The following is a 26,207-nucleotide window of genomic DNA, read 5'->3' as shown; positions in this document are numbered from 1 at the left end:
CGGCACCGATCGGAACTCCGAACGCCGCGCATCACCTGGTCGACGTGCTGACCGCACCCGGCCCAGGTCGTTTTTCCACACTTCTTGCAGGTGACTTGACGGCACATCCGCTGATCCCTTTCGTTGAACTCGTCTGCCCAACATACCCCATGGGGTATCGGTTTTGCTGTATCGCCTCGCAACCGGCCCGGCGTCAGAAGCTACTCCGGCGCGCCCGCCAGGCCCGCCACGCACCGGTCGACCAGAGCGCCCACGCCGCCAGCAGCGGCTGGAAGAGCAGCCGGATGCCGCGGGACAGGTCCGAATCCAGGCCGAACGAAGCCGTCGCCGTCACGAACTGGGAGATGTTGCCGGGGAATCGAGGTGCGTTCGTGCGGGTGCCGGTGGCAGCGACTGCGGTCATTCCCCGACTTTAGCCGCGATCTCGGCGTCGGTCCGGGCGTTGAAGATGCCCCACATGATGTGCGTCGGGCCACTGCCGTCGCTGCCGGGCGCCGAAGCCCGGCTGATCCAGCGCGCGGCGGCGGCGGTGGCGCCGAGCGCCGTCAGTGACGGGGCGATCCGGGTCTTGCGAATCTTGCCGGCCATCACGCCGCCATCCGGCGCGAGCCTCCAGCCGCGGCTCGAGGCGAGCACCTGCCCGACTTCCTCGTCGGTGAGCCACCGGGAGAAGCTCCGGCTGGGTGGGTCGATCGCGGTGAGCTTCATGCGAGCGCCACCAGCTCGGCCTCGAGCCGTTCGACATCCGCCCGGTGACAGAGTTCCGTGGCCGGTGTCATCGCGGTGGCGCTGCCGGCGGCGACGGCGGCCCGGAAGGCCCGGTCTACCGGGTGTCCCTGCGCGATCCGCAGAACGAAGGCACCGAGGAAGCTGTCTCCGGCCCCGACGGTGCTTTGCACCGTGACCGGCGGCACGCCCAGACGAATGATCCCGCTCTTCGTGGCGAGCACGGCTCCCGCTCCGCCGAGCGTCAGTGCGACGACCTCCGCCGACCCTCGGGCGACGAGTTCGACGGCCGCGTCGATCTTGCTCTGTTCGGTGTCCAGGGTCGCGCCGACGAGTTCGCCCAACTCGCGCCCACTCGGTTTGACCAGGTAGACGCCCTCGTCGAGCGCTGCGGCCAGTGCCGGACCGGACGTGTCCACGATGCAGCGGGCGTCGCGCTCGTGCGCCAGACGCGTGACCCGGGCGTAGAAGTCGTCCGGCACTCCCGGCGGCAGGCTGCCGCTGGCGACCACATAGCCGTCCACCGAAATGGACTCTCCCACGACAGCGAGGCAGGCCCGCCACTCGGTCTCGCTCAGCTCGGGTCCCTCCAGCACGAAGCGGAATTGCTTGCCGGTGCCCGTCTCGTCGACGGTGAAGCTCTCGCGGGTGCTGCCCTGGATCGGCACAGCCAGGGTCGGGATGCGTTCGGCTTCGATCAACCGGCGGAAGGACTCGCCGGTCGGGCCGCCCGCGGTGTACACGGCCAGGGCCTGCCCGCCGAGCCGTTGCACCACCCGGGCCACGTTCACACCGCCGCCGCCCGGGTCGAGGCGTGACCGGCCGCAGCGCATCTTGTGCTCGCTGATCACCTGCTCGGTCGACGTGCTGATGTCGAGAGCGGGGTTCACGGTCAGGGTGAGAATCGGCCGCAGCACGGCGGCTCGGGGGGAATCCATGGTCTCAGCGTAGAAGAATTCCCCGCACGCCTCGTGCTGGTGCGGCCTTCGGCCGATAATCGAAGCATTCGCCATTCGATCGAGAGAGGTTTCACCATGACAACCCAACTCAATCCCTACCTGGGGTTCAGGGACAACACCCGGGAAGCGATGGAGTTCTACCGTTCGGTGTTCGGCGGTGAGCTGACGATGAGCACCTTCGCCGAATTCGAGGCCAGCGACGATCCGGCCGAGCAGGACAAGATCATGCACGCCATGCTGACCACCGAGGACGGGCTGGTGCTGATGGGCGCCGATACTCCGAACCGGATGGGGTACCGGCCGGGCACGAACTATTCCGTGTCGCTGAGCGGTGACGACGAACCGGCGCTGCGCGGCTACTGGGACGGGCTCGCGGCCGGGGGAACCGTCATCATGCCGCTCGCGCCGTCACCGTGGATGGACAGCTTCGGCATGTGCGTCGACAAATTCGGCGTGAGCTGGATGGTGAACATCGCTGCCCCCTCCGCTTAGGCCCGCGTCAGATGGCCATCCGGCTGACCCGTCTCGCGATGAACGACGTCGCCTATATGCGGGAGACCGTGTTCTTCGACGGCGAGCGTCTTCGCGAGCGGGTCAGCCGGTTCTGGATTCTGCTCGTGCTCGCGTCGGTCATCGCCGCGGCCGGTGTCGCCTCCGATTCCACGGCCACCGTGATCGGCGCGATGATCATCGCGCCACTGATGGTCCCGATTCAAGGCACCATGCTGGCCACCGTACTCGGCGACCCGAAGAATCTCAGCCGGTCGATGGGCCTGATGCTGGCCGGTGCGGCCGCGGCCGTCGGCATCGCCGTGCTGGTCGGGCTGCTCCTGCCGGTCGACGTCGTGGCCCAGAACAACTCCCAGGTCGCCGCGCGGGTGCACCCCCGGCTGATCGACCTGCTCGCGGCCCTCGGCACCGGGGTGGTCGGCTCGATCGCACTCGTCCGCCGGGACATCGCCGACGCCCTGCCCGGGGTGGCGATCGCGATCTCCCTGGTGCCGCCCCTGTCGGTGGTGGGGTTCACGCTCGAGGCCGGGGCGCTCCTGCAGTCGCTGGGCGCGCTGCTCCTGTTCCTGACGAATGTCGCCGCCATCCTCGGCACCGGCATCGTGGTGATGGCGCTCTACGGCGTCAACCGGCTGGGTGAGACAGCACCCACGCCCCGGGCCCGCCGTGCGCACCGGCGCAACGGCATTCTCGTCACCGCAGCCATGGCCGTCACCATCCTCGTGCCTCTGACGCTGTCGAGCGTGAACGTGAGCCGGTCGAGCGCGTTCGAGGCATCCGTGCAGGCCGTGGCGGAGCGGTGGGCGACGGATGCCGGCTGGATGCTGACGGGCATCACGACCGCCGCCGACAACACGGTCATCGTGAGCCTTCAGGGTGCCCTCCCGCTACCGGACACGACTCTGCTGGAGGAGAGGCTCCGCGCCGCCGAGCTCGACCCGAATCCCGTGCGGATCGTGCTGACCCCGACCTACACCGTCGACTACTGAACGCTGCCCCGGCCCGCCGCTACGATGATGTTGTGAAGCCCTTTCTGCTGCTGGCCACCCGTTCCGAGGACGAGGCCGCCGACGATGAGTACGCCGGTTTCCTCACGGCCGGCGATCTGACCCCCGACCAGCTCCACCGGGTGCGGCTCGAAGCCGCGCCGATGCCGTCGATCGACCTGGACGAGTACTCGGGCATCATCGTGGGCGGCAGCCCGTATAACGCGAGCGACCCTGCCGCGGTCAAGTCGCCCGTGCAGCTCCGCGTCGAGGCCGAGCTGGCTGCCCTCCTCGACCAGGTGCTGGCCCGGGACTTCCCCTTCCTGGGTGCCTGTTACGGCGTCGGACTGCTCACCGGCCATCTGAGCGGCGTGCTCGACGGCACTTGGTCAGAGGAGGCCGGACCCACCTGGATCTCCCTGACCGAGGAGGGCACAGTCGACCAGCTGTTCGCCGCACTCGCGCCGACCTTCCAGGCTTTCGTCGGACACAAGGAGGCGTGTTCGCAGCTGCCGCCCGGCGCCGTTCTGCTGGCGACCGGGCAGAACTGTCCCGTGCAGGCGTTCCGGGTCGGCCGGAACGTCTACGCGACGCAATTCCATCCGGAACTGACCAACGCCGGCATCCTGACCCGCATCCGCATCTACCGCGAATACGGCTACTTCAATCCCAACGGTATGGACGAGGTCATCGCGGCGATCGACGCTTCCGTCGTCACCGAGCCGGCCAACCTGATGAAAGCCTTCGTTCTGCGCTTCGGCCGGTAGCGCGGGGGCAAGGCAGGCGCGGGTCCGGAACCGGTCCCGGACCTAGAGTGGTTCCATGGAACTTGAACCAACCGACCGTTCTGCGGCGGCGCTGCTGGAACTGGCACGATCACTCGGGGTCGACACCTCTTTCACCGGCTGGGACGGGACCTCCCGGGCGGTCGACGCCGGGACACTGCGTGAGGTGCTGGGTGCCCTCGGCGTTCCCGCCGGCACGCCCGCCGAGGTCGAAGCGGCACTGACCGAACAGGGCCTTGCGCCCTGGCGTCGGCTGCTGCCTCCCGTCGTGGTGCTCCGCGAGGGCGGCGAGGTCGGGGTTCCCGTGCACGCCGGCACCGGTGCGTCGGTCCTCGTCTGGATCATCGCCGAGGACGGCACCCGGCACGAGGTGTCTCGGCAGAGCACCTGGGAGAACCCCCGCACCGTTGACGGCCGGCCGACCAGCCGGGCGACGTTCCAGATTCCGGCCGGTCTGCCTCTGGGCTGGCACCGGCTGCACGCCGCGAGCGGGGACCGGACGGCGGACTGCGCCCTCGTCGTGACCCCGCGCGTGCTCGAGACCACCCGCAACCTGGCCGGGCGCCGCGACTGGGGCCTGATGGCCCAGCTCTATTCGGTGCGCTCCTCCCGCAGCTGGGGCATCGGCGACTTCGCCGACCTGGCCGACCTGGCCGCCATCTCCGGCGATCAGTACGGCGCCGGCTTCGTGCTGGTCAATCCGCTGCACGCGTCCGAGCCGGCCCCGCCGGTCGAGCCGTCCCCCTACCTGCCGTCGAGCCGGCGCTTCTTCCACCCGCTGTACATCCGGGTCGAGGATGTCCCCGAGTACGCCTACCTCGCCCCGGCGGCACGCGCCGTCGTCGAGTCCCTCGCGTTCCGGCAGCATCCGGCCAACCTGGAGCCGGACCATCTCGACCGCGACTCCGCCTACTCCGCCAAACTGACCGCGCTGGAGGCGGTGCACCAGGTGCCGCGCAGCCCCGCCCGCGCCCACCGCTTCGACGAATTCCGTGCCGAGCAGGGTCAGGGTCTGGCCGACTTCGCGCTCTGGTGCGCCCTGTCCGAACTGTTCCCGACGGATGCGCCGGAATGGTCGGTCGAGCCCCGTGGCCCTCGCGGTCCCTTCGCCGCCGAGCACCGGGAGCAGCTTGCCGACCGCATCGAATTCCACAGCTGGTTGCAGTGGCTCTGTGACCAGCAGCTGGAGACCGCGCAGCGCGCGGCGAGGGACGCCGGGATGGCCATCGGTATCGTGCACGACCTCGCGGTCGGGGTGCAGTTCACCGGCTCCGACGCCTGGACGCTGCGGGACGTGCTCGCCCCGGGCATGACAGTGGGCGCGCCGCCGGACATGTTCAACCAGCAGGGCCAGAACTGGTCGCAGCCGCCCTGGCACCCCGGCCGGCTGGCTGAGTCGGGCTACGCCGCCTACCGGGACATGCTCCGCAGCATCCTGCACCACGCCGGCGGCATCCGGGTGGACCATATCCTGGGACTGTTCCGGCTCTGGTGGATCCCGGTCGGCGCCGGGCCGGGGGAGGGCACCTATGTGCACTACGACCACGAGGCGCTGATCGGCATCCTGGCCCTCGAAGCCCAGCGGGCCGGTGCGGTCGTGATCGGCGAGGACCTCGGCGTCTTCGAGCCGTGGGTGCGCGACTACCTGGCCGAACGCGGCATCTTCGGCACCTCGATCCTGTGGTTCGAGCGGGAGAATGACGTGCCGCTGGCCCCCGACCGGTACCGTCAGGCCTGCCTGACCAGCGTGAACACCCACGACCTGCCGCCGACGGCGGGCTACCTCGCCGGCGACCATGTGGCCCTGCGCGAGTCGCTCGGCCTGCTCGGGCGCCCGGTGGAGGTGGAGCGCGCCGCCGACCTCGCCGAGCAGTCCGCCATGCTCGCCGCGCTGCGCGAACGGGGCCTGCTGCCGCCGGTCGGCACCGAGCCGGCCCCGACCGTGCAGGAGACGGTCGAGGCGCTCTATGCGTACACCGCGTTGACGCCCTCGTCGCTCCTCGGCGTGGCCCTGGTCGACGCGGTCGGCGAGCGCCGCACGCAGAACCAGCCCGGGACCTCGGACGAGTACCCGAATTGGCGCATCCCGCTGGCCGGCCCGGACGGTGCGTCCGTGCTGATCGACGACCTGCCCGCCAACGCCCGCTTCGCCGCCCTGGTGGAGGCGATCCGCACCCGGCCCTGACCTGTGGCCTGCACGAAATGCAACCTGTTCCCGCCACACCTGCAACGGGTCGTATTCCGTTCCGGGCATTCGAACCGAGGAAGATGGATCGGATGACCACCTCCCCGAGCACCACCACCTTCCGAGGCGCGCGCGACCACCTCCTCCAGCTGCGCGACGATCACCCGCGCGCCGCGGCCGAGTTCGTGTGGCCGGATGTGGGCGCGAACTTCAACTGGGCCGTCGACTGGTTCGACGTCGTGGCCGCGGGCAACGACAAGACCGCCCTGTGGATCGTGGAGGAGGACGGCCGCGAACTGAAGGTGACCTTCAGTGAGATGTCGGCGCGCTCCGATCAGGTGGCCACCTGGCTGAGCCGGTGCGGCGTCGGGCATGGCGACCACGTGATGCTGATGCTGGGCAACCAGGTCGAACTCTGGGAACTGATGCTCGCCATCATGAAGATGGGCGCGGTCATCCTGCCCACGTCCACGGTGCTCGCGTCCGGCGACCTGGCCGACCGGGTCCATCGCGGCGGCGTGCAGCACGTGATCGCCAACGCCGGCGACGCCGCCAAGTTCGACGAGGTGCCCGGCGACTTCTCCCGCATCTGCGTTGGTGCGGCCACCCCCGGCTGGGCCGATTACGCGGATGCCGCGCTCGTCACGGCCGAGAAGCCCGCCGTTGTCGTGTCCTCCGACGACGCGTCCCTGATCTACTTCACCTCGGGCACCACCAGCAAACCCAAGATGGTGGTGCACACCCAGACGTCCTACCCGGTGGGGCACCTCACCACGATGTACTGGATCGGGCTCCGCCCGGGCGACGTGCACCTGGCAATCAGCTCGCCCGGCTGGGGCAAGCACGCCTGGAGCAGCTTCTTCGCCCCGTGGATCGCCGAGGCCACCGTCTTCGTCTACAACTACGCCCGATTCGACCCGATCGCCCTCGCCCAGCAGCTGCACCGTGCGAAGGTGACCACCTTCTGCGCCCCACCGACCGTGTGGCGCATGCTGATCCAGTCCGACGTCGGCGCCAGGCCCGAGGGCCTGCGCGAGATCCTCTCGGCCGGCGAGCCGCTCAACCCGGAGGTCATCCACCAGATCCAGCGGTCCTGGGGACTCACCATCCGGGACGGCTACGGCCAGACCGAGACCACGGCGATCGTGGGCAACGCCCCCGGTTCCACCCTCCTGGCCGGGTCGATGGGGCTACCCCTGCCGGGCGTCGCGATCACCCTGCTCGACCCGATCACGGGGGAGGAGAGCGACGAGGGTGAGATCTGCCTCGACCTGTCCCGCACCGCGGTGAACCTGATGGCCGGATACCACGGCGATCCCGAACGCACCAGGGAGGCCGTGCGCGACGGCTACTTCCACACCGGCGACGTCGCCCATCGCGACTTCGGGGGCTACATCACCTTCATCGGCCGGACCGACGACATCTTCAAGTCCTCCGACTACAAGGTCTCCCCATTCGAGGTCGAGAGCGTGCTGCTGGAGCACCCGGCCGTCGCCGAGGCGGCCGTCGTGCCCGCGCCCGACGACACTCGGCTGAACATCGCCAAGGCCTACATCGCGCTCGCCGCGGGCTGGGAATCCAACGGTGAGACGGCGCTCTCCGTGCTGCGCCACGCCCGCACCGGCCTGCCACCGTACATGCGGGTGCGGCGGGTCGAGTTTTACGAGCTGCCCAAGACCAGTTCCGGCAAGATCCGCCGGGTCGAACTGCGCATGCGAGAGGATGCCGCGGCCGCCCGGCGCGAGACCCTGCCCGATGAGTGGCGCGACGACCAGTTCCCCGAGCTCAAGCGCTGACCGGCCGTCGAAACGGCTCCGATGAGCAGTGGACCCGTCCCGAACGAATTCGACGGAGATTTTGCCCAAAACGCCTCTGAAACCCTGAAAAAGGCTGTTTGACACGAGAATCTCCGTCGAATTAGGACGACCCCGGCCGATCGGAATCAGGGTAGGCCGGCGGAGACCTCCAGAGCCAAACCGCGGATGGCGGCGAGCGGGATCGGCAGCCAGGACGGCCGGTTGCGGGTCTCGTAGACGGCCTCGTACAGGGCCTTGTCCAGCTCGAACGCGTCGAGAAGGGGCTCCTGACCGGCCAGGCTCTGGCCGGAGCGCGCGGCGTAGCCGTCGAGGAACGCCTGCCGGCACGCCGCGGCCCATGCCTCCACGGGCGCGGTCCGGTGGTCGGGCGAGGACTGCTCCACCGTGCCGGCCACGTAGGAGAAGGAGCGCAGCATGCCGGCGATGTCTTTCAGCGGCACATCCGGCTGGGTTCTGTCGAGAAGAGGACGCAGCGGTTCGCCCTCGAAATCCACCAGGACCCAGCCGCGGCCGGGAACCTCGAGCGCCTGGCCGAGGTGGAAATCACCGTGGATGCGCTGCAACCGGGGCCAGTGCGCCGTCTCCGCGCGCGCGAAGACCGCCTCGACGGCGCTATGGTAGCCGGTCAGGGCCGGCACCTCGGCGGCGACGCTGCGGTAACGCTCGCGCATCCGCTGCAGCTCGGCGCCGATGACCGCGGGGGTGGCGTCGTGGGTGGGCATCACGGCGGCCAGGTCCGCGTGCACAGCGGCCGTCGCCTCGCCCAGCGCCCGCGCCTGCTCGCTGAAGTCCGTCCCGGCCGCGGCCGACGCCAGGGCGGCCCGCCAGGCGTCCGGGGCATCCGGCAGGAACTCCTGAGCGAAGACGAGGTGGCCGGTCAGGATGGTGCCGGGCCGCTCCGGGGCGGTCCACTCGCCGACCACGCAGCCGACGGGTTCCGGCACGTAGTGCGAGCCGGCCCGGGCCAGGGCCGACTGCACGGACACGTCCGGATTCTCGCCGGGGTGCAGCATCCGGAACACCTTGCAAATAACGGGGCGGGCCGGGTGCCCGGCGGCGTCCACGCAGTCCAGGATGATCGAGGTGTTCGACTGCTCACCGCGGAGCACGCGGCTGGTGAGGACCCGGGCCGGCCGCTCCGCGGGATCGGCGCCCGGCCGGAGCTCGCCGCGGGCCCGCGCGCCGATGTCGCCGGGCGTGGGCGAGAAGGCCTGGCCCAGGATGAAACCGAGCAGTGCGCGGGCATAGGCCGGATCGTCGGTACCGTCGTAGACCGCGCTGCCGTCGGCGAGGGTGACGATGAGGGCCTGCTCGCCTCCGGGCAGGGGAGTGGCCCGGTGGGTCAGGGGCACCTGGTAGAGGGTGCGGCCCGGGGCTGCGTCATCGAGGGCGAGCTCGGTGCGGATGTCCACCCCGACCTCCTCGCTCGGCAGCACCCAGCTTCCGATGCTGACGAGTCGCGGCACACGACCCTTGTCGGCGAACCAGCGTTGCGTCGCCACCCAGCGGTTGAGGTAGTCCGGGAGTGGGATTGCACGACCGTTATCAGTCATGGGCTACGCCCGGGCCGACGGCAGCAGGCACGACGGGAGCCGACAGCAGGGACACCACGACGGTGCCGCCCTTCGTCGACTGCTCGCCGATCGGCTCGAAGCCGAGCCGCGAGTGGAATGCCAGCGACCGGGGGTTCGGCGGTACGACGTTCACCTCGCAGAAGACCTCGCGGACCTCGGCCGCTCCGGCCGCCGCGAAGATCGCGGTATAGAGCAGGGCGCCGAGACCCTGGTTTCGAGCCGTGTCCGACACCACGATGCGGTCCACGTAGAGGAAGGAGTCCGACCGGGCGGAGAACCACCGGTAGTTCTCGCTCGCATAGTCGGCGTCGACCCCGAACAGCACCGCGAAGCCGAGCACGTCACCCGGTGCCTCGTCGTGAACGATCGCGATGGCGTGGCTGGAGGCCGTGAGCAGGGCGGAGAGGCTGGTCTCGTCGTGGGCGTTGACGGCAGGAACGGCGGCGTTGTTGAGCCCGAGCACCGGTGCGGCGTCGGAGGGGAGGAGAGGGCGAAGCGAATAGGACATGGGATGACGATAATCCAGGTGCCGCCTACTCCGTGACGCTCCGGCGCATCCCGTTCGTCACCAGAGCCAGGCAGAGCGCGCACACCACGAACAGAATGCCCAGAAGCACCGTGTATCCGGCCACGGCGTTGAGCCAGGCGAAGGCGACCGGCAGCAGAAAACCGATATAGGTGAGGCTGTAGTAGACCCCGGTGAGGCCCGCCAGGTCGGCCGGAGTGGAGATCTTCTGGATCTCCACGAGCCCGGCCACGATGCAGACCCCGTAGGCGGCGCCGAGCACGACGCCCGTGAGCAACGCGAGCACCGGGGACAGCACGATCGCCGTCGCCACGCTGAGGCCCACCCCCAGCAGCATCATGGACATCCCGACCGTGAGCGCCCGCCCATCGGTGACCCGGTTGATCCGCGCGACCTGTGGTTGCACGAGCGCGCCGGTGCCGAGGGTCACGACCGTGAGCAGGGTCGCGAAGGCGAGGTTGAGGGTGCCCAGCTGGTCCTCGACCAGGGTAGGCATGATCGCGTAGGCGATTCCGGCGGCGCCGAAGACCCAGGGAGCGGACGGAATGACCACGCGAACGAAGCGGCGGTGCCCGGCCAGCGGAACGGCCAGGTCCTGCCAGAACGGCCGGTGGGACCGGTAACGCGGCACGGTCTCCGGGGCCCTGAGCAGCCGGGGGAGCAGCAGCAGGCTGAGCACGATGTGCACGACGTAGGGGGAGAGGGTCGGCATCGGCCCCCACTGCGCGAGCACGCCGGCCACGCCGGCTCCGAGGCCGAACCCGACGGTGAGGGTCAGGGCCGGCCGCCGGGCTCCTGCCGTCTTGCCGGCCTGGTTGTCGAACGGCGGGCCGGACAGCTCCTTGAGCCACGCCGTTCCCACCGCCATCGCCACGCCGACGCTCAGACCGGCCAGCAGACGCCCGGCGGAGAGCATGATCCCACTCGTGAATCCGAGGCCCAGCAGGACGCTGGCAAGAATTCCCAGAATGACGCCCGCCAGGGTCAGGGGCTTGCGCCCGTAGCGGTCCGAGAGGGCGCCGGCCAGTAGCAGACCGGGCACCAGGCCGACCACGTAGAAGCCCAGGAAGAGGTCGGCCATGAACACGGAATAGTTGCCGAGCGATTCATACATGTGCAGGAGCGGCGTGAAGTGGTTGCCACCCCAGGCCATGACGAACAGGGCGGGAGCGGCAAGCTGCCAGGCGGGAACGGTACGGCGGAAAGTCATGGTTCTTTTCTGAGAATGCGGGGAGGTGCGGGTGGGGGAGCGTCAGGGCGCCAGCTGCGCGTGATGACCGTCTTCGACGTGCTCGCGCAGGGCAACCTCGTAGGCGAGGGTGTCACCGCCACGCAGATGGTGTGCGAGGAGGCGGTGCTCGGCCAGGAGACGGTCGAGGTTGCGCGGGTCGCGCAGGGCGGCCCGGTGCACGAGGCGCTCGAGCCGGGGGCCGAGCCGGGTGTAGATCCCGTCGATGACCCGGTTGTGGGTCTCGTCGACAATCCGGGCGTGGAACCGGTGGTCGGCGCGGGCGAACGTGAGCAGGTCACCGGCCTGGGCTGCATCGGACTGGACCCGGATCAGGTGCTGTAGTTCGGCGTCGACGCCCGGGATGTCGGCCGGCCGTTCGCTGAGCAGGGTCACCGCCGTGTTCTCCAGCATGACGCGCACCTGCAGCAGCTCGGCCGTCTCCCGGTCACCCAGGGCCGTGACGACCGCGCCCTTCTTGGGGAAAAGTGTCAGGAGTCCGTGGGCCTCGAGTGCGAGAAAGGCCTCGCGCACGGGGGTGCGGCTGATGGACAGGGCCTCGGCGACCTCACCCTCGGTGATCAGCGAGCTCGCGGCCAGGGTTCCGGTGATGATGGCGTCGGCGACGGTCGTATAGACCCGTTCGACGGCGGAGGGTGCCGCCGCGGGTGGCCTGACGGCCCCGCCGGACGCCTGTAAGAAACTCATCCTTCAACCCTAGTCACGAATGCACCTATTGATAAATGCATCAATGCATGCAATTTCCAAAATATCGCGTCTGGGGAGGTCCGACGGGAGTAGTGTTGACAGCGAGGGCAAGTCACGGTGCATCGTCGCATTAGCCGCAGCCTCGTGGTCTGCTCTCGCGGCCCGACTGTGGGAGAGACACTTTCGCAGAGGGTGTCTCGATCCCACGAGGAGAGCAAACTACATGACAATCACTGAAGGTGTTCGTAGCGGAACGGATGACACGGGTCGCGCTGACTTCGTCGCCGGCCCCTGGCAGGATTCGATCAATCTGCGCGATTTCATCCAGCGCAATTACACGCCCTACCTGGGCGACTCGAGCTTCCTCGCCGGAGCCACCGCACGCACCACGGGGATCTGGGCCAAGCTGTCCGAGATGTTCCCCGAGGAACGCCGTAAAGGCGTCTACGACGTCGACGCCACCACGCCGTCGTCCATTACAGCCCACGCTCCGGGCTACATCGACCAGGCCAACGAGGTAATCGTCGGGCTGCAGACGGATGCCCCGCTCAAGCGCGCCATCATGCCGTTCGGTGGATGGCGCATGGTCGCCACCTCCCTCGAGACCTATGGCTACCCCGTGTCGCCTGAGCTCGAAAAGATCTTCACCGATTACCGCAAGACCCACAACACCGCCGTCTTCGACGCGTACACCCCCGCGGTTCGTCGTGCGCGCAACAGCCACCTGATCACGGGTCTGCCCGATGCCTACGGCCGTGGCCGCATCATCGGCGACTACCGCCGCGTCGCCCTTTACGGCGTCGACGCCCTCATCGCCGTCAAGAAGAACGACCGCGCCGAGCTCGACATGGAGCCCTCGACCGAGGACATCATCCGCGCCCGCGAAGAGAACTCGGAGCAGATTCGGGCTCTCAAGGAACTCGTTCAGATGGCGGCCTCCTACGGCTCCGACATCTCCAAGCCGGCCACCACCGCGCGCGAAGCCGTACAGTGGCTCTACTTCGCCTACCTTGGCGCCGTCAAGGAGCAGAACGGTGCGGCAATGTCGTTCGGCCGCAACGCGGCCTTCCTCGACACGTTCATCGAGCGCGAACTCGTCGCCGGCACCCTGACCGAAGAGGGCGCCCAGGAGCTGATCGACGATCTCGTCATCAAGCTCCGCATCGTGCGCTTCCTGCGCACCCCGGAATACGACGAGATCTTCGCCGGAGACCCGACCTGGGTCACCGAGTCGCTCGCCGGCATCGGCGAAGACGGCCGCCCGCTCGTCACCAAGACCACGTTCCGATTCCTGCAGACGTTGTACAACATCGGCGCAGCACCCGAGCCGAACCTCACCGTTCTCTGGAGTGACGCTCTGCCGGAGGGCTTCAAGCGTTTCTGCGCCCAGGTGTCGATCGACACCTCCGCCATCCAGTTCGAGTCCGACGAGATCATCCGCGCCGAGATGGGTGACGACGCCGCGATCGCCTGCTGCGTCTCGCCCATGCGGGTCGGCAAGCAGATGCAGTTCTTCGGTGCACGGGTCAACGCCGTCAAGGCGCTGCTGTACTCGATCAACGGCGGCAAGGACGAGGTATCCGGCAAGCAGGTTGCCCCGGCAACCCTTCCGAATGCCGAAGAGGTGCTCACCTACGAGACCGTCTTCCCGGCCTACCTGGAAACGCTCGAATGGCTCGCCGAGACCTACGTCACGGCCCTGAACTGCATCCACTACATGCACGACAAGTACGCCTACGAGCGCCTCGAAATGGCGCTGCACGACAAGGACATCATCCGCACGCTGGCCTGCGGCATTGCCGGCCTCAGTGTGGTTGCCGACTCCCTGTCGGCCATCAAGTACGCCACGGTCCGTCCGGTGCGCGACGAGACCGGTCTGGTCATCGACTACACGATCGAGGGCGAGTTTCCCCAGTTCGGTAACGACGACGACCGCGTCGACACCATCGCCGTCGACGTGATGGAACGGTTCATGACAATGATCCGCAAGCACCCGACCTACCGCGGCGCCATCCACACCCAGTCGATCCTGACGATCACGTCCAACGTGGTCTACGGCAAGGCCACCGGCAACACGCCGGACGGCCGCCGCAAGGGCGAGTCGTTCGCTCCGGGTGCCAACCCGATGAACGGCCGCGACACCCACGGCATGCTCGCGTCGGCACTCAGCGTCGCCAAGCTTCCTTACAGTGAAGCGCAGGACGGCATCTCGCTGACCAACACGGTCGTCCCCAGCGGTCTCGGCCACACCAAGGACGAGCAGATCACGAGCCTGGTCGGCCTCATCGACGCGTTCACGTCGGCGACCGGCTACCACATCAACGTGAACGTGCTCAACCGCGACACCCTCGAGGACGCCATGGCGCACCCGGAGAACTACCCACAGCTGACGATTCGCGTCTCCGGCTACGCGGTGAACTTCGTTCGCCTGACCCGCGAGCAGCAGATGGATGTCATCAGCCGCACGTTCCACTCGCACTGACCACTGATATCGACGCGGCGACGCTGAGTAGGACGAGACAATGCCAGCAGTAAACCTCGGTCTGCCCAGCGCCGGCGCGGCCATCGCCTTGGTGGACGGTTCATCCGTCAGCAGTGAACAAGCCGAACTGGCTGAACTCCACCACCTTGAAATGGAAGCGATCCACAACGGGTCGGTGGCCAGCGTCCACTCGTGGGAACTGGTCACCGCCGTTGACGGTCCGGGCACGCGAATGACACTCTTTCTTTCCGGGTGTCTGCTGCGCTGCCAGTACTGCCACAATCCGGACACCTGGAAGATGAAGGACGGGCTCCTCACCACGCTGGACGACCTCGTCGCCCGGGTCAAGCGCTATAAGGGCGTCTTCGACTCGACCGGCGGGGGTTTGACCATCTCCGGTGGGGAACCACTCATGCAGCCGGCCTTCGTGACGCGGCTCTTCGAGGAGTGCCACAAGCTCGGCGTGCACACCACCCTGGACACCTCCGGGTTCCTGGGTAAGAGCGCGTCGGACACCTTGCTGGACAATCTCGACCTCGTGCTGCTCGACGTCAAGTCGGGCATCCCCGAGACTTACAAGGAGGTGACCGGCCGAGACCTCGCACCGACGATCGCGTTCGGTGATCGCCTGAGCGAACGGAACATTCCCGTCTGGGCGCGTTTCGTTCTCGTACCGGGGCTCACCGATGCCGTCGACAACGTCGACGCCGTCGCCGAGATCGTGTCGCGCTGGCCGAACGTGCAGCGCGTCGAGGTCCTGCCCTTCCACCAGATGGGTGAAGACAAATGGGACCGGCTGAACATCCCGTATCCGCTGCACGGCTCTCACCCCCCGGATGAGGCACTGCTGGTGCGGGTCCGGGCCCAGTTCGAGGCACGGGGCCTGACAGTCTTCTAAACAGTAATCACCGCTCGACCCACCCGGATCAGACGAGGCGTGGCATCTCTACAGATGCCACGCCTTTTCTGCGCAGTAAAGCAGAGGATGCCTCCTGCCAACCTGTGAAAGCGCTTACAAGACAACTAAACTCGGGTACATACAAAGGCATGCATCATGTCACAATGAGAGGCAACACAATGACAGCCGCAATGGCAACCCCGTCCGTCATCCTCAGCAGCAGAAAAGCCGGAGTGGTCCGACTTATCGGCATTCTCGGGCTCGTCGGCGGACTCGCCTTCCTGCTCGTCGGCGGACTCGGCTGGACCACGGTCAGCAGCCAGCTGAGCGATGAGGACATCACGGTTGCCGAAGACGCGTCGTTCCTCGGCGGCGCGCCGGTCGTCGGCCCGTTCTCCGCCTACGCGCAGGCGGACATCATCAACCACCACGCCATGGAGGCCAGTGGCGGCAAGACCTACGCGCAGCTCGAGCAGGATGACCCGACTCGCCCCACCGTCATGACCGCCTCGCTCCTGCGCGCGTCACTCTTCACCTCGATCCTCGCCTTCGGCGTCTCCGCCTTCGCGATGGGCGTCGGCGTCCTGGTCGCCCTGTTCGGCTGGGCCATTCTGACCCTCGTCCCGGGCAAGAACGCCACGGTCTAGCATCTGATCCCCGGAGCGTTGCGCTCCGAGAGCCCGGCAGCATTCGCTGCCGGGCTCTTCTACTTTGCGCAACCCCCTATCCCCTGAGTCCTCCTCAGGTTTGCATGCCATGGGACCCGATCGGGTTCGTGGACGCGTGGGGTGGTGCAATGGGTACGTCGGGATTCACCGAGCACAGAACCGCGGTGGGAGTCGTGGGCGGCCTGCTGGGTCTCGTGGCCGTGAGCGTCGTGGCCGGCCTTCTCGTCACCGCCGCGGTCACCCCGGTCGTCGCGCTCTCCGGTCTCGGAGCCGCCAATACGATCACCGTGTTCGAGAACCTGCCGGGCTACCTGGACATCGAACCGCTTTCCCAGAAGAGCGACATCTACGCGACGCAGAACGACGGCACACCCGTGCTGCTGGCGTCGTTCTACGATCAGAACCGCATCGAGGTCGGCTGGGACGAGATCAGCCCCTACGCCCGGGATGCCGTCGTCGCCAGCGAGGACCCGCGCTTCTACGAGCACGGCGGGGTCGACGCCCAGGGCACCCTTCGCGCGGCGGTGACGACCGCGGTCGGGGGTGTCACGCAAGGAGGGTCGTCAATCACCCAGCAATACGTCAAGAACGTGCGCGTGCAGAAGTGCGAGCTCGAGTCGGACGAACGGCTGCGCAGGCAGTGCTACAACGCCGTCACCGCAACCACCCCTGACCGCAAGATCAAGGAAATGCGCCTCGCGATCGGGGTGGAGAAGAAGTTCCCCAAGAACGCCATCCTGCGCCAGTACCTGAACATCACCGGTTTCGGCGGCACCGTCTACGGCATCGAGGCCGCGGCGAACTACTATTACGGAACGACGGCCGCAGCGCTCACCCTGCCGCAGGCCGCAAGTCTGGTCGCGATCCTGAACAACCCGGCCAAGTTCCGCCTCGACAACCCCGGCAGCGCGACCAATGGGGAGGCCGGCGGCTACGCCGTGAACAAGGCGCGCCGGGACTATATCCTGCGCGAGATGGTGAGGTACGAGAAGATCACCGCGGCGGAATACCGGGCCGCCGTGGACAGCCCGATCCAGCCGGCCATCCAGGAGCCGAGCACCGGCTGCCAGACCGCCGGCGGCAGCGCCTACTTCTGCGACTACGTGACATACCTGCTCCGGAACGACCCGGTCTTCGGAGAGGACGACCAAACCCGTCTGCAGAACTTCCGGCGCGGCGGCTACGACGTGTACACCAGCCTGGACCTCGACCTGCAGCTGGCGGCGGAGGCGACCATGGCGGTCAATGTGCCCATGGAGTATCCCGGTTGGGACGTGGGCAGCGTCATCACGAGCGTGCAGGTCGGCACCGGGCGGGTGCTGGCGATGACTCAGAACAAGCGGTACAGCCAGGACCCGACGGTTCAGGCCACCAGCGCCAGCTACACGGGGGTCAACTACAACACCGACTATGCCGAGGGTGGCTCGAGCGGATTCCAGCCCGGGTCGACCTACAAGGTCTTCACCCTGGCGGAATGGCTGAAGACGGGCCACCGGCTGGATGAGCGCGTCGACTCGGCACGGAAGGCCAACTGGGGCACGTTCAACGACAGTTGCCGAGGGCCGCAGAACTACGATTCCCAGAACTGGAACCCGCGGAACGACGCCGGGGAGAGCGGCGGCAACTACAGCGCGCTCGAGTCCACGCTCGGCTCGATCAATACGGGCTTCATCGGGATGGCGAAGAAACTGGACCTGTGCGGCATCCGTCAGACCGCGGAGGCCTTCGGCGTGCATCGCGCCGACGGTGACCCGCTCATGCAGACCGCGGCGGCCGTGATCGGCACGAATGAGGTGGCGCCGCTGACCATGGCCGTCGCCTTCGCGGGCATCGCTAACCGCGGGGTGACCTGCTCACCGATCGCGATCGACCGCATCGTGGCCGCGGACGGGGACGAGGTGCCCGTGCCGACGTCGAACTGCGTCGCCTCGGTGAACCCGACGGTGGCCGCCGGCGTGGTCTTCGCGATGCGCCGGGTGATGACCGATGGCACGGCGCAGCAGTCCTGGGGCGCCACCGCTCCCCGGGTGCCACTGATCGGCAAGACCGGCACCACGGACGGCGGCAAGGACACCTGGATGGTGGGGGCCAGCTCGGAGGTGGCGACCGTCGCCGCCGTCGTCAGCGTCACCGGGGAGGCCCGTCAGCGTTCCATCAGCTTTGCCAGCGGTCCGGCCGCCACGGCCAGGCACCGGATGTGGCCGGCCGTCATGTCCGTTGCGAACGCCAAGTACGGGGGAGACGAGCTGCCCGAACTCGGGCCGGCCCCGGTGATCGTTCCCGCCACGGACTCCGGGAATCGGGACGACTCGACAGACAACTCGACAAACAACTCGACGGACGACTCCGATGATTGACTATTCCGATGATCAGGGATTGGGGGAACCGGAGACGGTGACGAGCGCCTCGTTGTGCTTGAGGAACCCCGGCTTCCAGGGTGGGTCGAAACGGGCGAAGTAGGGCCGGCCGTCGGGCCGGAGTCCCTCGCGGTGCACGGCGTCGACGAGCAGGGCGCCGTTCTGCGCAAACCTGTCTTCGCTCCAGCTGCCGCTGAACCGGCGGGCGGCGACCGTGCGCTCGGGAACCTCGCGCCTGCGCACCTGCGCGTTGCGGGGCACGGGTACGTCCGCGGGCGGCATGCCGTCGGGGAGCACGAAGCTGACGGTGTGGCTCTGCGGGGCCGTGGTCTCCTGGATCACCGGCGCGGTCATCGCGATGCGCGTCGAGGTCTGGTTATTACCGCTGATGTACTGGAAGAGCGGTCCGAAACCGCGGTTTCCGGCCGCGGCGAAATCCCCGGCCACCTCCACCTGCACCAGCACGGCGCGGGGATAGTGACGCAGTTCGAAGTCGGTGTACTGACGGAGCACGTCGTAGCGCTGTTTCTCGGTCATGACAGGTATTTTAGGCGCGAGGCAGGCCAGGCGCGCATCAGGCGGTGCGTCGGGGCCACAGATGGCGCACCTTCGTGGTCGCCAGGGCGGCGAATTCGGCGGCGAGTTCCTCGGCCAGGTCAGGGGTGCGGTCGGCGCGCCGGGCGGAAGCCTCGTCGGCGTGGCGCAGAGTGACCCGGCGGGCGACATCCGTGAGGTCCCACAGGTTCTCGCCCGTGACGGACACGCCCTTGGCGCCGGACCGACGGGTGCGGCCGCGCACCAGCATCCGGTTGGTGTGGAACACGGGACCGCCGATGCGCTCCTGGGCGTCGTGGAAGAACACGACGTTCGAGACCGGGCCGGTGCCGTCGTCGAGGCTGACGAAGACCACTCGGCGCCCACTCCGCATCGGCGGCGTGTGCGTGGCCCGGCGCACTCCGGCCAGAAGCACCTCGGTGCCGCCGGGCAGGTTGATCAGCTCGGAGGCCGGCGTGACGCCCAGCTCGGTGAACAGCGGGTAGTACCGGGCCATCTGGTGCCCGGACACCGCCAGCCCCAGGTCCCTGAGCTCGAGGTCGGTCTGGCTGCGGCCGCGCAGCTCGAGCGAGGTCACCGCGTTGAACCGGGACCCCTCGTATTCGAGCACCGGCAGCGGCACGTCGAAGGCGAGCTGGTCGTCGTGGATGGTGACCGCGGTGCCGCGCAGCGACTGGATGTGGGCGAGCAGCTCGTGTCGGCGGGCGCGGTCATAGCCGATGAAACTGTCGAGCGCCCCGACCCGGGCGAGCGCCTCGAAGGTGCTGCGCCGCGGGCGCACCCGGTCGCGGAAATCCTGCAGCGAGGTGAACGGCTGGTGGCGCACGATGCGGGCGCGTTCGGCGGCCGTGCAGCCGGAGAGTTCCGGCAGGGCCAGACGGATCCCGCGCCGGCCGCTGTCGATCTGCTCCACCCGGTAGTCGAGGGCGCTGTATTGCACGTCCAGGCCCAGTACCGGCACGCCGAGCAGCCGCGCCTCGGCCACGATCAGGTCCTTCGGCCACATGCCAGGGGCGTGGGTGAGGAGTCCGGCCAGGAACACGGCGGGGTGGTGGGTCTTCAGCCAGGCGGACTGGTAGGTGGGTAGGGCGAACGCGGCCCCGTGCGCCTTGGCGAAACCGAAACTGCCGAACCCGGCGAGCACCGTCCAGGTGCGGTCGATCACGGCGGGCGTGAACCCGCGCTCGCGGGCGTGCTCCCGCACGTACGCCTCGATCCGGGGGAGGTGCTCCGGTTTGCCGAGGTGGCGGCGGAAGACATCCGCTCGGCCGAGCCCGCAGCCGGTGAGTTCGTCGAATAGGCGCATGACCTGCTCGTGGAAGATGACCACGCCCTCGGTCTCCCGCAGGAACGCCTCGAACCGGGGATGGATGTAGTCGGGCAGCACCTCCCCGTGCCGGGCCTGCAGGTATTTCAGGGGCATGTTGTTCTGCATGGGCCCGGGCCGGAACAGGGAGATCTCCACGGTGAGGTCGTTGAAGACCTTGGGCTGCAGCTTGCCGACCAGTTCCATCTGGCCCGGCGATTCGATCTGGAAGATGCCGAGGGTGCGGGTGGAGCGGATCAGTTCGAAGGTGGCCGGGTCGTCAAGCGGGATGCGGTCCAGGTCGATGGTCTCGCCCGACAGGCGGTGGTGTTCCTCGACGGCGTGGGCCATGGCCGACTGCATGCGCACCCCGAGGATATCGAGCTTGATCAGGCCCATCGGGTCCATGTCGTGTTTGTCGAACTGGGACATCGGCAGCCCCATGCCGGACGCCTGCACCGGGGTGCGGTCGAGCAGGGAGGCGTCGGAGAGGATCACGCCGCAGGGGTGCACCGAGATGTGCCGGGGGAGCCGGTCGAGCTTGATGGTCAGGTCGACCAGCAGGTCGAGCTGCGAGGAGGCGCGTACCTCGGCGGCCAGTGGCTCGAGCTCGGGCTTCTCGGCCAGGGCGCGGCGGAAGTCGCGCGCGTTGAAGCGCCAGATCTGCTTGGCCACGGCCGCGACCTGCTCATGGTTCATGCCGAGGGCCAGCCCGGCGTCGCGCACGGCCCCGCGGCCCCGGTAGGCGTTCGTCATCGACATCAGCGACACCCGATTGCTGCCGAAGGTGTCGAAGAGCTTGCGGTAGATGTCGTGCCTTCTGGCCGACTCGACGTCGAGGTCGATGTCGGGCAGGGTCTGCCGCTCGGGGGAGAGGAACCGCTCCCAGAGCAGCCCGTTGGAGATGGGTTCGACGGAGGAGGTGTGCAGGGCGTAGTTGAGTACCGAGCCCACCCCGGATCCGCGTGCCTGGATTCGGATGCCCATCTCCCGGATGATGTCCGCCACCCGGGCGACGGTGAGGAAATAGCCGGCGAAGCCGAGGTGCTCCACCGTCTTCAGCTCGTGCACGAGACGGGCGTGGGCCGCCTCCGCCAGCTTTCTGCCGGCCGGCGACGTGACGGGATACCGGGAGTCGATGCCGGCCCTGGCCCGGGCGTGCAGCTCGGTGAGCGGGTCGCCGCTGACACCGATGATGCGCGCCTCCGGCATTCGTGGACGGCCCAGGCCGATGTCGGTGTCCGGGTCGAGGCTGCACCGCTCGGCGAGCTGCTCGGTGTCGCGGAAGAGCCGGTCGACGGCGCCGTCGTCGTGCAGCCCGGCGTCGACGACCATGCGCGCCACCTGCCTCATGGCGCCCTCGGGTTTCAGCCAGGCCTGCCCGTTGGTCTGCAGCTGTTCCAGGTTCGCCAGCGCCGTCAGGGTGCGGGCCGCGTCGGCCAGGTCGGCGGTGACGGCCTCGTCGGGGGTGCCGTAGCGCACGGCGTTGGTGAGCACCGCGGGCAGTGCGGCGTGCTCGAAGAGGGCGAGCATGCGGGTGGCCGGCGTCACGCTGCCGGGACTGCCCGGCGCCGCCAGGTGGCACACGATCTCACCCACCACCGACTGCGGCGGCAGGGCGCGCAGCCACGCGGTGAGGCAGGCGCCGGCCGCGTCGGTGTCGCGGCGCTCGACCGATTGGCCCACATCGGAGGCGGGGCCGAGCAGCACGGTGAGGCAGCGGAGCCCGGCCAGCTCGGCGAGGTGCGAGCGCGCGATGCTGGGGGTCCGGCCGGCGTCGTGGGCGGCGCCGCTGTGCGCGGAACTGACCGCGCGGCAGAGGGCCGCGTAGCCGCGCCCGTTCAGATCGCCGTGGGCGAGCACCACGACCCGGCCCAGCGGATGCCCGTCGTCGTCGTGCACCGCGAGGTCTGCGCCCAGCCCCGGCCGGATGCCCGCGGCCGCGCAGGCGCGCACGTGCTTGACCGCGCCGTAGAGACCGTCTCGGTCGGTGAGCGCCAGGAAGGAACCACCCTGAGCCTGCGTCTGCTCGACCAGTGATTCGGGGAGGGTGACCCCGAAGTGCGTGGAGTAGGCGCTTGCGACGTGGAGGTGTGCGAACATGTGTGTACTCCTCTGGCAGGCAGGTTGACGGGTGATGGATCGAACAAATGTTCGATGTAGGGAGTGTACGTCAGTCGGCCGACACGCGCCAGTGGCAGTCCGGTCAGACGGTCCGGCCGGGCAGCCTGACTAGGCTAGGTGGCTCAGTCGCCGTTAGCCTCGTTTGGAGATCCCCATGACCACGCCCACTTCGTCCTGGACGGACTACCTCGGCCGGGCCGCCGTCCGCTCCGGCCAGGCCCTGCTGGTCCTCGCCCTGCTGGTGGTGGCCGTCTACGGGATCACGCAGCTCAAGCTGGTCTTCATCCCGCTCCTGCTCGCCCTGATCGTGGCGTCGGCGCTGCGCCCCGTGATGAGATTCCTGCTGGCCCGCGGTGCGAACGAGTCCCTCGCCGCGGCGATCACCCTGATCTCGAGCGTCGCGGTCTTCGGCGGCATCGTCACCCTCGTGGTGTTCGGCATCCGTGGTGAGTGGGACACCCTGTTCACCTCGGCCAACGACGGCCTGGACACCCTGCAGGAGCTTCTCACCAGCGGTACGCTGCCGATCGATTCCGCCCAGATCGATTCGGTGCGCGAGTCGGTCATCGACTTCGCGACCAGCAGCCAGTTCGGGTCTGGAGCTTTGGCTGGGGTCTCTGTCGCGGCCGAGATCGTGGCCGGCGTGGTGCTCGGCCTCGTCGTGCTCTTCTACTTCCTCAAGGACGGCCCCCACATCTGGAGCTTCCTCATCCAGCCTCTCGCCGGCAAGCGCCACGCACGGGCCGTGCGCATCGGCCTGAGCAGCGTCGACGTGTTCGGCAACTACGTGCGGGGCACGGCAATCGTCGCGTTCGTCGACGCCCTGTTCATCGGAATCGGGCTGTGGATCCTGCAGGTGCCGCTGGCACTGCCGCTCGCCGTCATCGTCTTCGTGGGCGCGTTCATCCCCATCGTCGGGGCGACGGCGGCCGGCATCCTGGCCGCATTGGTGGCCCTGGTCACGAACGACCTGACCACCGCCATCATCGTGGTGGCGATCGTGGTCGCGGTCAACCAGCTCGAGGGCAACTTCCTGTCCCCGGTGGTGCTCGGCAAGTCGCTGCGCCTGCACGGTCTCGTGATCCTGCTGGCCCTGACGGCCGGCACGATCCTGGGCGGCATCGTCGGCGCGATCATCTCGGTGCCGATCGCCGCCGTCGGCTGGGCCGTCATCAAAGCCTGGAACGCGCCCACCCTGCCGTCCACCCCGCCGCCCGTTCCGGAGCAGCCGGCCGTGTCGGTGGAATCCGTGCCACCCGGCCGGTCGATCGGGGCGTCCGGTGCCGCGGCCTAGCTAACCAATTCGACGGAGATTTTCGTTCACAACCGCCTTTTCGGCGTTTTCTAGGCTGTTTCGGGCAAAATCTCCGTCGAATTCGTTTGGGCCAACCCGAGCTCCTGCCCGCCGAGCGGTGCGAAAAACGCGGCGACGGATGCCTCCGTCACCGCGCCGAGACCGGCCGGCGACCACCGGGGGTCGCGGTCCTTGTCGATCACCTGGGCCCGGATACCCTCCTGCAACTCGCTCCGCTGCAGGAAGCGCAGCGTCACCCGGTACTCCTGGTCGAGCGCCGCGTCGAGATTCGGAAGCCGCCGGGCCCGGCGCAGCGAGGCGAGCGTGACCGCGAGGGCGGTCGGTGACCTCGTGAGGATCAGGGCGGCGGCGTCGCGTGCGCCCTCCACCGGTGAGCGGTGCAGGGCGGCGACGATCTCGCCCACGTCGTCGAACGCGTAGCACTCATCTATCCAGCGCCGCTGGGCGAGGAGCGGGGACGGCGGGGGAGTCTCGGCCAGGGTGCGCACCGCCTCGGCCGCGTCGCTCCCGGCGAGGGCCCGGGTCAGGGCCGGGAGCCGGTCGCTCGGCACGAAGTGGTCCGCCAGACCCAGCGCGATGGCGTCCGCCCCGGAGGCCAGGCCGGCGGTCAAGGCGAGGTGGGTGCCGAGCTCGCCGGGGGCGCGGGACAACAGCCAGGTTCCACCGACGTCGGGCACGAAGCCGATCGCGGTCTCCGGCATGCCCAGCCGTGTGCGCTCGGTCACGATCCGGGTGTTCGCATGGCCGGAGACGCCGACCCCGCCGCCGAGCACGACGCCGTCCATCACGGCTACGTACGGTTTGGGATACCGGTGGATCTGCGCGTTCAGCTGGTACTCGTCGGCGAAGAACGAGGCGGCCTCTGCGTCGAAGTCCGCCCGGTCGTGGGCGTCCGCTTCCGCACCGCGGTAGATCGCCACGATGTCGCCCCCGGCGCAGAGGCCCCGTTCGCCGCCCCCGGTCAGCAGGACTGTCTCGACCTGCCCGTCGGTGGCCCAGTCGGTCAGCACCGCGGACATCCGTCGGATCATCGCGTGGGTCAGGGCGTTCAGGGCGGCCGGGCGGTTCAGGATGATCCGGGCGAGCCGCCCGTCGCGGCGCAGTAATAGGTCCGGCCGGTCATCCGTGAACTCGAGCATGGACCACACGCTACCGCCACGAACTCAGATCCCGGGGAACAAACGAGGTATCCAGTAGCGTGGTGCTCGTGAGCGGGAAGCCAGCGGGAAGCCAGCGGGAAGCCAGCGCGAAGCCAGCGCGAAGCCAGCGCGAAGCCAGCGCGAAGCCAGCGGGGGCGGGGGCGACCGAGGGTGCACCGGCTGGTCGGCGAGTGCGTCGTCCTGGGTGGCCTGGCCCGGCAGGACGACGGTCGTTACTCCCTCGGTATGCGGCTCTGGGAGCTGGGCGTGCAGACGCCCACGGCCCGGACTCTGCGCGCCATCGCTCTGCCCCGCCTCGAGGACCTCACGGGGCCACCCGCGCACGTGCGCCTGGAGACCATCGCAGGAGCGGCCCACCTGGCCGCGCGGGAGCGGCCCGCGGAGGCGGCCGCGCTGTTGCTGGCCCAGCCGGGCAGGCAGGCCGGCCGGCAGGCAGGCAAGCAGGCGGGGGAGCCGGCCGCGAATTCCGCGCTGACGGTGGTCCGGGGTACCTTCAAGACCATCGACACCACGAACTGAAGCCGAAGGACCCTCCCATGGACAAGACGTTCTCCTCCGCTGCGGCCGCCGTCGCGGACATCCCGAACGGCGCCTTCCTCGCCGTCGGCGGCTTCGGCCTGGTCGGCGTGCCGATCGTGCTGATCCGGGCGCTCCTCGCCCAGGGCACCGCTGACCTCCGCGTCGTCTCCAACAACTGCGGCGTCGACGGCTGGGGGCTCGGCGAGCTGCTCCGGGAAGGGCGGATCAGCCGGGTGATCGCGTCCTACATCGGTGAGAACAAGGACTTCGCCCGCCGCTACCTCGGCGGCGAACTCGAGGTGGAACTGACCCCGCAGGGCACCCTCGCCGAACGGCTCCGGGCCGGCGGCAGCGGCATCCCCGGCTTCTTCACCGCCAGCGGCGTCGGCACCATGGTCGCCGAGGGTGGGTTGCCCTGGCGCTACGGGCCGGACGGTTCGGTGACGGTGTCGTCACCGCCCAAGGAGACCCGCATGTTCGCCTCGCTGCGTGGCGGGGAGAAGGAGTACGTGCTCGAGGAGGCCATCGTCACCGACTACGCCCTCGTGCGCGCCGCGAAGGGTGACCGGCACGGCAACCTCGTGTTCGAGAAGTCCGCCCGCAACTTCAACCCGGTCGCCGGGATGGCCGGCCGCATCACCATCGCCGAGGTCGACGAGCTGGTCGAACCCGGCGAACTCGACCCGGATGCCATCCACCTCGCCGGCATCTACGTGCACCGCATCGTCGAGCTTTCCCGTGACGAGGCAGCCGACCTGCCGATCGAGAAGACCACCACCCGGCCGCGGCCGGCCGCATCCGTTGCAGAGGAGCGCTGAT

22 protein-coding genes are annotated in these 26,207 nt (G+C 68.7%); 12 read left to right on the top strand and 10 right to left on the bottom strand.

Annotation, left to right across the window (positions count from 1 at the left end):
• Positions 1-193: 193 nt before the first annotated feature.
• The 3 genes from E3O67_RS04500 to E3O67_RS04490 are packed head-to-tail and all read right to left on the bottom strand — an operon-like array spanning position 194 to position 1,664.
• Positions 194-403, bottom strand: a complete 210-nt coding sequence (locus E3O67_RS04500) for a hypothetical protein (protein WP_135102043.1) — start codon at positions 401-403, stop codon at positions 194-196.
• Complete coding sequence (locus E3O67_RS04495) at positions 400-708, bottom strand: hypothetical protein (protein ID WP_134427212.1); 309 nt, start codon at positions 706-708, stop codon at positions 400-402. The genes E3O67_RS04500 and E3O67_RS04495 overlap by 4 nt, the downstream gene beginning before the upstream one ends.
• Positions 705-1,664: a 1-phosphofructokinase family hexose kinase gene (locus tag E3O67_RS04490; RefSeq protein WP_135102041.1), complete on the bottom strand. Its 960-nt coding sequence runs from the start codon at positions 1,662-1,664 to the stop codon at positions 705-707. Before E3O67_RS04490 ends, E3O67_RS04495 begins: the two co-directional genes overlap by 4 nt.
• 96 nt (positions 1,665-1,760) lie before the next feature.
• On the opposite strand from E3O67_RS04490, the gene E3O67_RS04485 reads away from it, so the two are divergent.
• The 5 genes from E3O67_RS04485 (at position 1,761) to E3O67_RS04465 (ending at position 7,947) form a co-directional block, all read left to right on the top strand.
• Positions 1,761-2,177, top strand: a complete 417-nt coding sequence (locus tag E3O67_RS04485; protein ID WP_135102039.1) for a VOC family protein — start codon at positions 1,761-1,763, stop codon at positions 2,175-2,177.
• 11 nt (positions 2,178-2,188) lie between these two features.
• On the top strand, positions 2,189-3,184 hold the full coding sequence (locus tag E3O67_RS04480; RefSeq protein ID WP_198418950.1) for a DUF389 domain-containing protein: 996 nt from the start codon (positions 2,189-2,191) through the stop codon (positions 3,182-3,184).
• Positions 3,185-3,216: 32 nt separating this feature from the next.
• Positions 3,217-3,948, top strand: a complete 732-nt coding sequence (locus E3O67_RS04475; RefSeq protein ID WP_134427218.1) for a glutamine amidotransferase — start codon at positions 3,217-3,219, stop codon at positions 3,946-3,948.
• Positions 3,949-4,003: 55 nt separating this feature from the next.
• Positions 4,004-6,151: a 4-alpha-glucanotransferase gene (malQ, locus tag E3O67_RS04470; RefSeq protein ID WP_135102037.1), complete on the top strand. Its 2,148-nt coding sequence runs from the start codon at positions 4,004-4,006 to the stop codon at positions 6,149-6,151.
• A 92-nt stretch (positions 6,152-6,243) separates the two neighbouring features.
• Positions 6,244-7,947, top strand: coding sequence for an AMP-binding protein (locus tag E3O67_RS04465; protein ID WP_135102035.1), 1,704 nt, complete (start codon positions 6,244-6,246; stop codon positions 7,945-7,947).
• 146 nt (positions 7,948-8,093) lie between these two features.
• Here E3O67_RS04465 and E3O67_RS04460 read toward each other — a convergent pair whose 3' ends face one another.
• The 4 genes from E3O67_RS04460 to E3O67_RS04445 are packed head-to-tail and all read right to left on the bottom strand — an operon-like array spanning position 8,094 to position 12,004.
• Positions 8,094-9,521: a phosphotransferase gene (locus tag E3O67_RS04460; protein ID WP_135102033.1), complete on the bottom strand. Its 1,428-nt coding sequence runs from the start codon at positions 9,519-9,521 to the stop codon at positions 8,094-8,096.
• Positions 9,514-10,050, bottom strand: coding sequence for a GNAT family N-acetyltransferase (locus tag E3O67_RS04455; protein ID WP_134427226.1), 537 nt, complete (start codon positions 10,048-10,050; stop codon positions 9,514-9,516). Before E3O67_RS04455 ends, E3O67_RS04460 begins: the two co-directional genes overlap by 8 nt.
• 25 nt (positions 10,051-10,075) lie before the next feature.
• A complete protein-coding gene (locus E3O67_RS04450; RefSeq protein ID WP_135102031.1) occupies positions 10,076-11,278 on the bottom strand; it encodes an MFS transporter in 1,203 nt (400 codons plus the stop codon).
• Between the two features lie 42 nt (positions 11,279-11,320).
• A complete protein-coding gene (locus tag E3O67_RS04445) occupies positions 11,321-12,004 on the bottom strand; it encodes a GntR family transcriptional regulator (protein ID WP_134427229.1) in 684 nt (227 codons plus the stop codon).
• Positions 12,005-12,227: 223 nt separating this feature from the next.
• Here E3O67_RS04445 and pflB point away from each other — a divergent pair, with 223 nt between their 5' ends.
• From pflB to E3O67_RS04425, 4 genes are all read left to right on the top strand, one after another.
• Entirely contained in the window at positions 12,228-14,486 is a 2,259-nt protein-coding gene (gene pflB, locus E3O67_RS04440; RefSeq protein WP_135102029.1) for a formate C-acetyltransferase, read from the top strand.
• A gap of 40 nt (positions 14,487-14,526) precedes the next feature.
• Positions 14,527-15,384: a pyruvate formate-lyase-activating protein gene (gene pflA / locus E3O67_RS04435; protein ID WP_104101408.1), complete on the top strand. Its 858-nt coding sequence runs from the start codon at positions 14,527-14,529 to the stop codon at positions 15,382-15,384.
• A gap of 191 nt (positions 15,385-15,575) precedes the next feature.
• Complete coding sequence (locus E3O67_RS04430) at positions 15,576-16,031, top strand: aromatic ring-opening dioxygenase LigA (protein ID WP_174776790.1); 456 nt, start codon at positions 15,576-15,578, stop codon at positions 16,029-16,031.
• Between the two features lie 149 nt (positions 16,032-16,180).
• Complete coding sequence (locus tag E3O67_RS04425) at positions 16,181-18,409, top strand: transglycosylase domain-containing protein (protein WP_167726477.1); 2,229 nt, start codon at positions 16,181-16,183, stop codon at positions 18,407-18,409.
• 12 nt (positions 18,410-18,421) lie between these two features.
• Here the strand turns inward: E3O67_RS04425 and E3O67_RS04420 are convergent, their stop codons facing one another.
• Together E3O67_RS04420 and E3O67_RS04415 are read right to left on the bottom strand one after the other, a co-directional pair.
• On the bottom strand, positions 18,422-18,946 hold the full coding sequence (locus tag E3O67_RS04420) for a heme-binding protein (RefSeq protein ID WP_134427237.1): 525 nt from the start codon (positions 18,944-18,946) through the stop codon (positions 18,422-18,424).
• Between the two features lie 37 nt (positions 18,947-18,983).
• Positions 18,984-22,373: a DNA polymerase III subunit alpha gene (locus E3O67_RS04415; RefSeq protein ID WP_135102025.1), complete on the bottom strand. Its 3,390-nt coding sequence runs from the start codon at positions 22,371-22,373 to the stop codon at positions 18,984-18,986.
• Positions 22,374-22,548: 175 nt separating this feature from the next.
• Here E3O67_RS04415 and E3O67_RS04410 point away from each other — a divergent pair, with 175 nt between their 5' ends.
• Positions 22,549-23,688 (top strand): AI-2E family transporter, encoded by a 1,140-nt coding sequence (locus E3O67_RS04410; RefSeq protein ID WP_135102023.1) that lies wholly within the window; start codon positions 22,549-22,551, stop codon positions 23,686-23,688.
• Positions 23,689-23,738: 50 nt separating this feature from the next.
• On the opposite strand, the gene E3O67_RS04405 is transcribed toward E3O67_RS04410, so the two are convergent.
• On the bottom strand, positions 23,739-24,848 hold the full coding sequence (locus tag E3O67_RS04405) for an enoyl-CoA hydratase/isomerase family protein (protein WP_135102021.1): 1,110 nt from the start codon (positions 24,846-24,848) through the stop codon (positions 23,739-23,741).
• Positions 24,849-25,019: 171 nt separating this feature from the next.
• Here E3O67_RS04405 and E3O67_RS04400 point away from each other — a divergent pair, with 171 nt between their 5' ends.
• Both E3O67_RS04400 and E3O67_RS04395 read left to right on the top strand, forming a co-directional pair.
• On the top strand, positions 25,020-25,388 hold the full coding sequence (locus E3O67_RS04400) for a hypothetical protein (RefSeq protein ID WP_135102019.1): 369 nt from the start codon (positions 25,020-25,022) through the stop codon (positions 25,386-25,388).
• A 17-nt stretch (positions 25,389-25,405) separates the two neighbouring features.
• A complete protein-coding gene (locus E3O67_RS04395) occupies positions 25,406-26,206 on the top strand; it encodes a CoA transferase subunit A (protein ID WP_135102017.1) in 801 nt (266 codons plus the stop codon).
• The last annotated feature ends 1 nt before the right edge of the window (position 26,207 follow it).

This window comes from Cryobacterium sp. TMT3-29-2, assembly GCF_004564305.1.
Taxonomy (GTDB): domain Bacteria; phylum Actinomycetota; class Actinomycetes; order Actinomycetales; family Microbacteriaceae; genus Cryobacterium; species Cryobacterium sinapicolor.
Note: the sequence above shows the minus strand (reverse complement) of the source record. Positions and strands in the feature narration are given on the sequence as shown.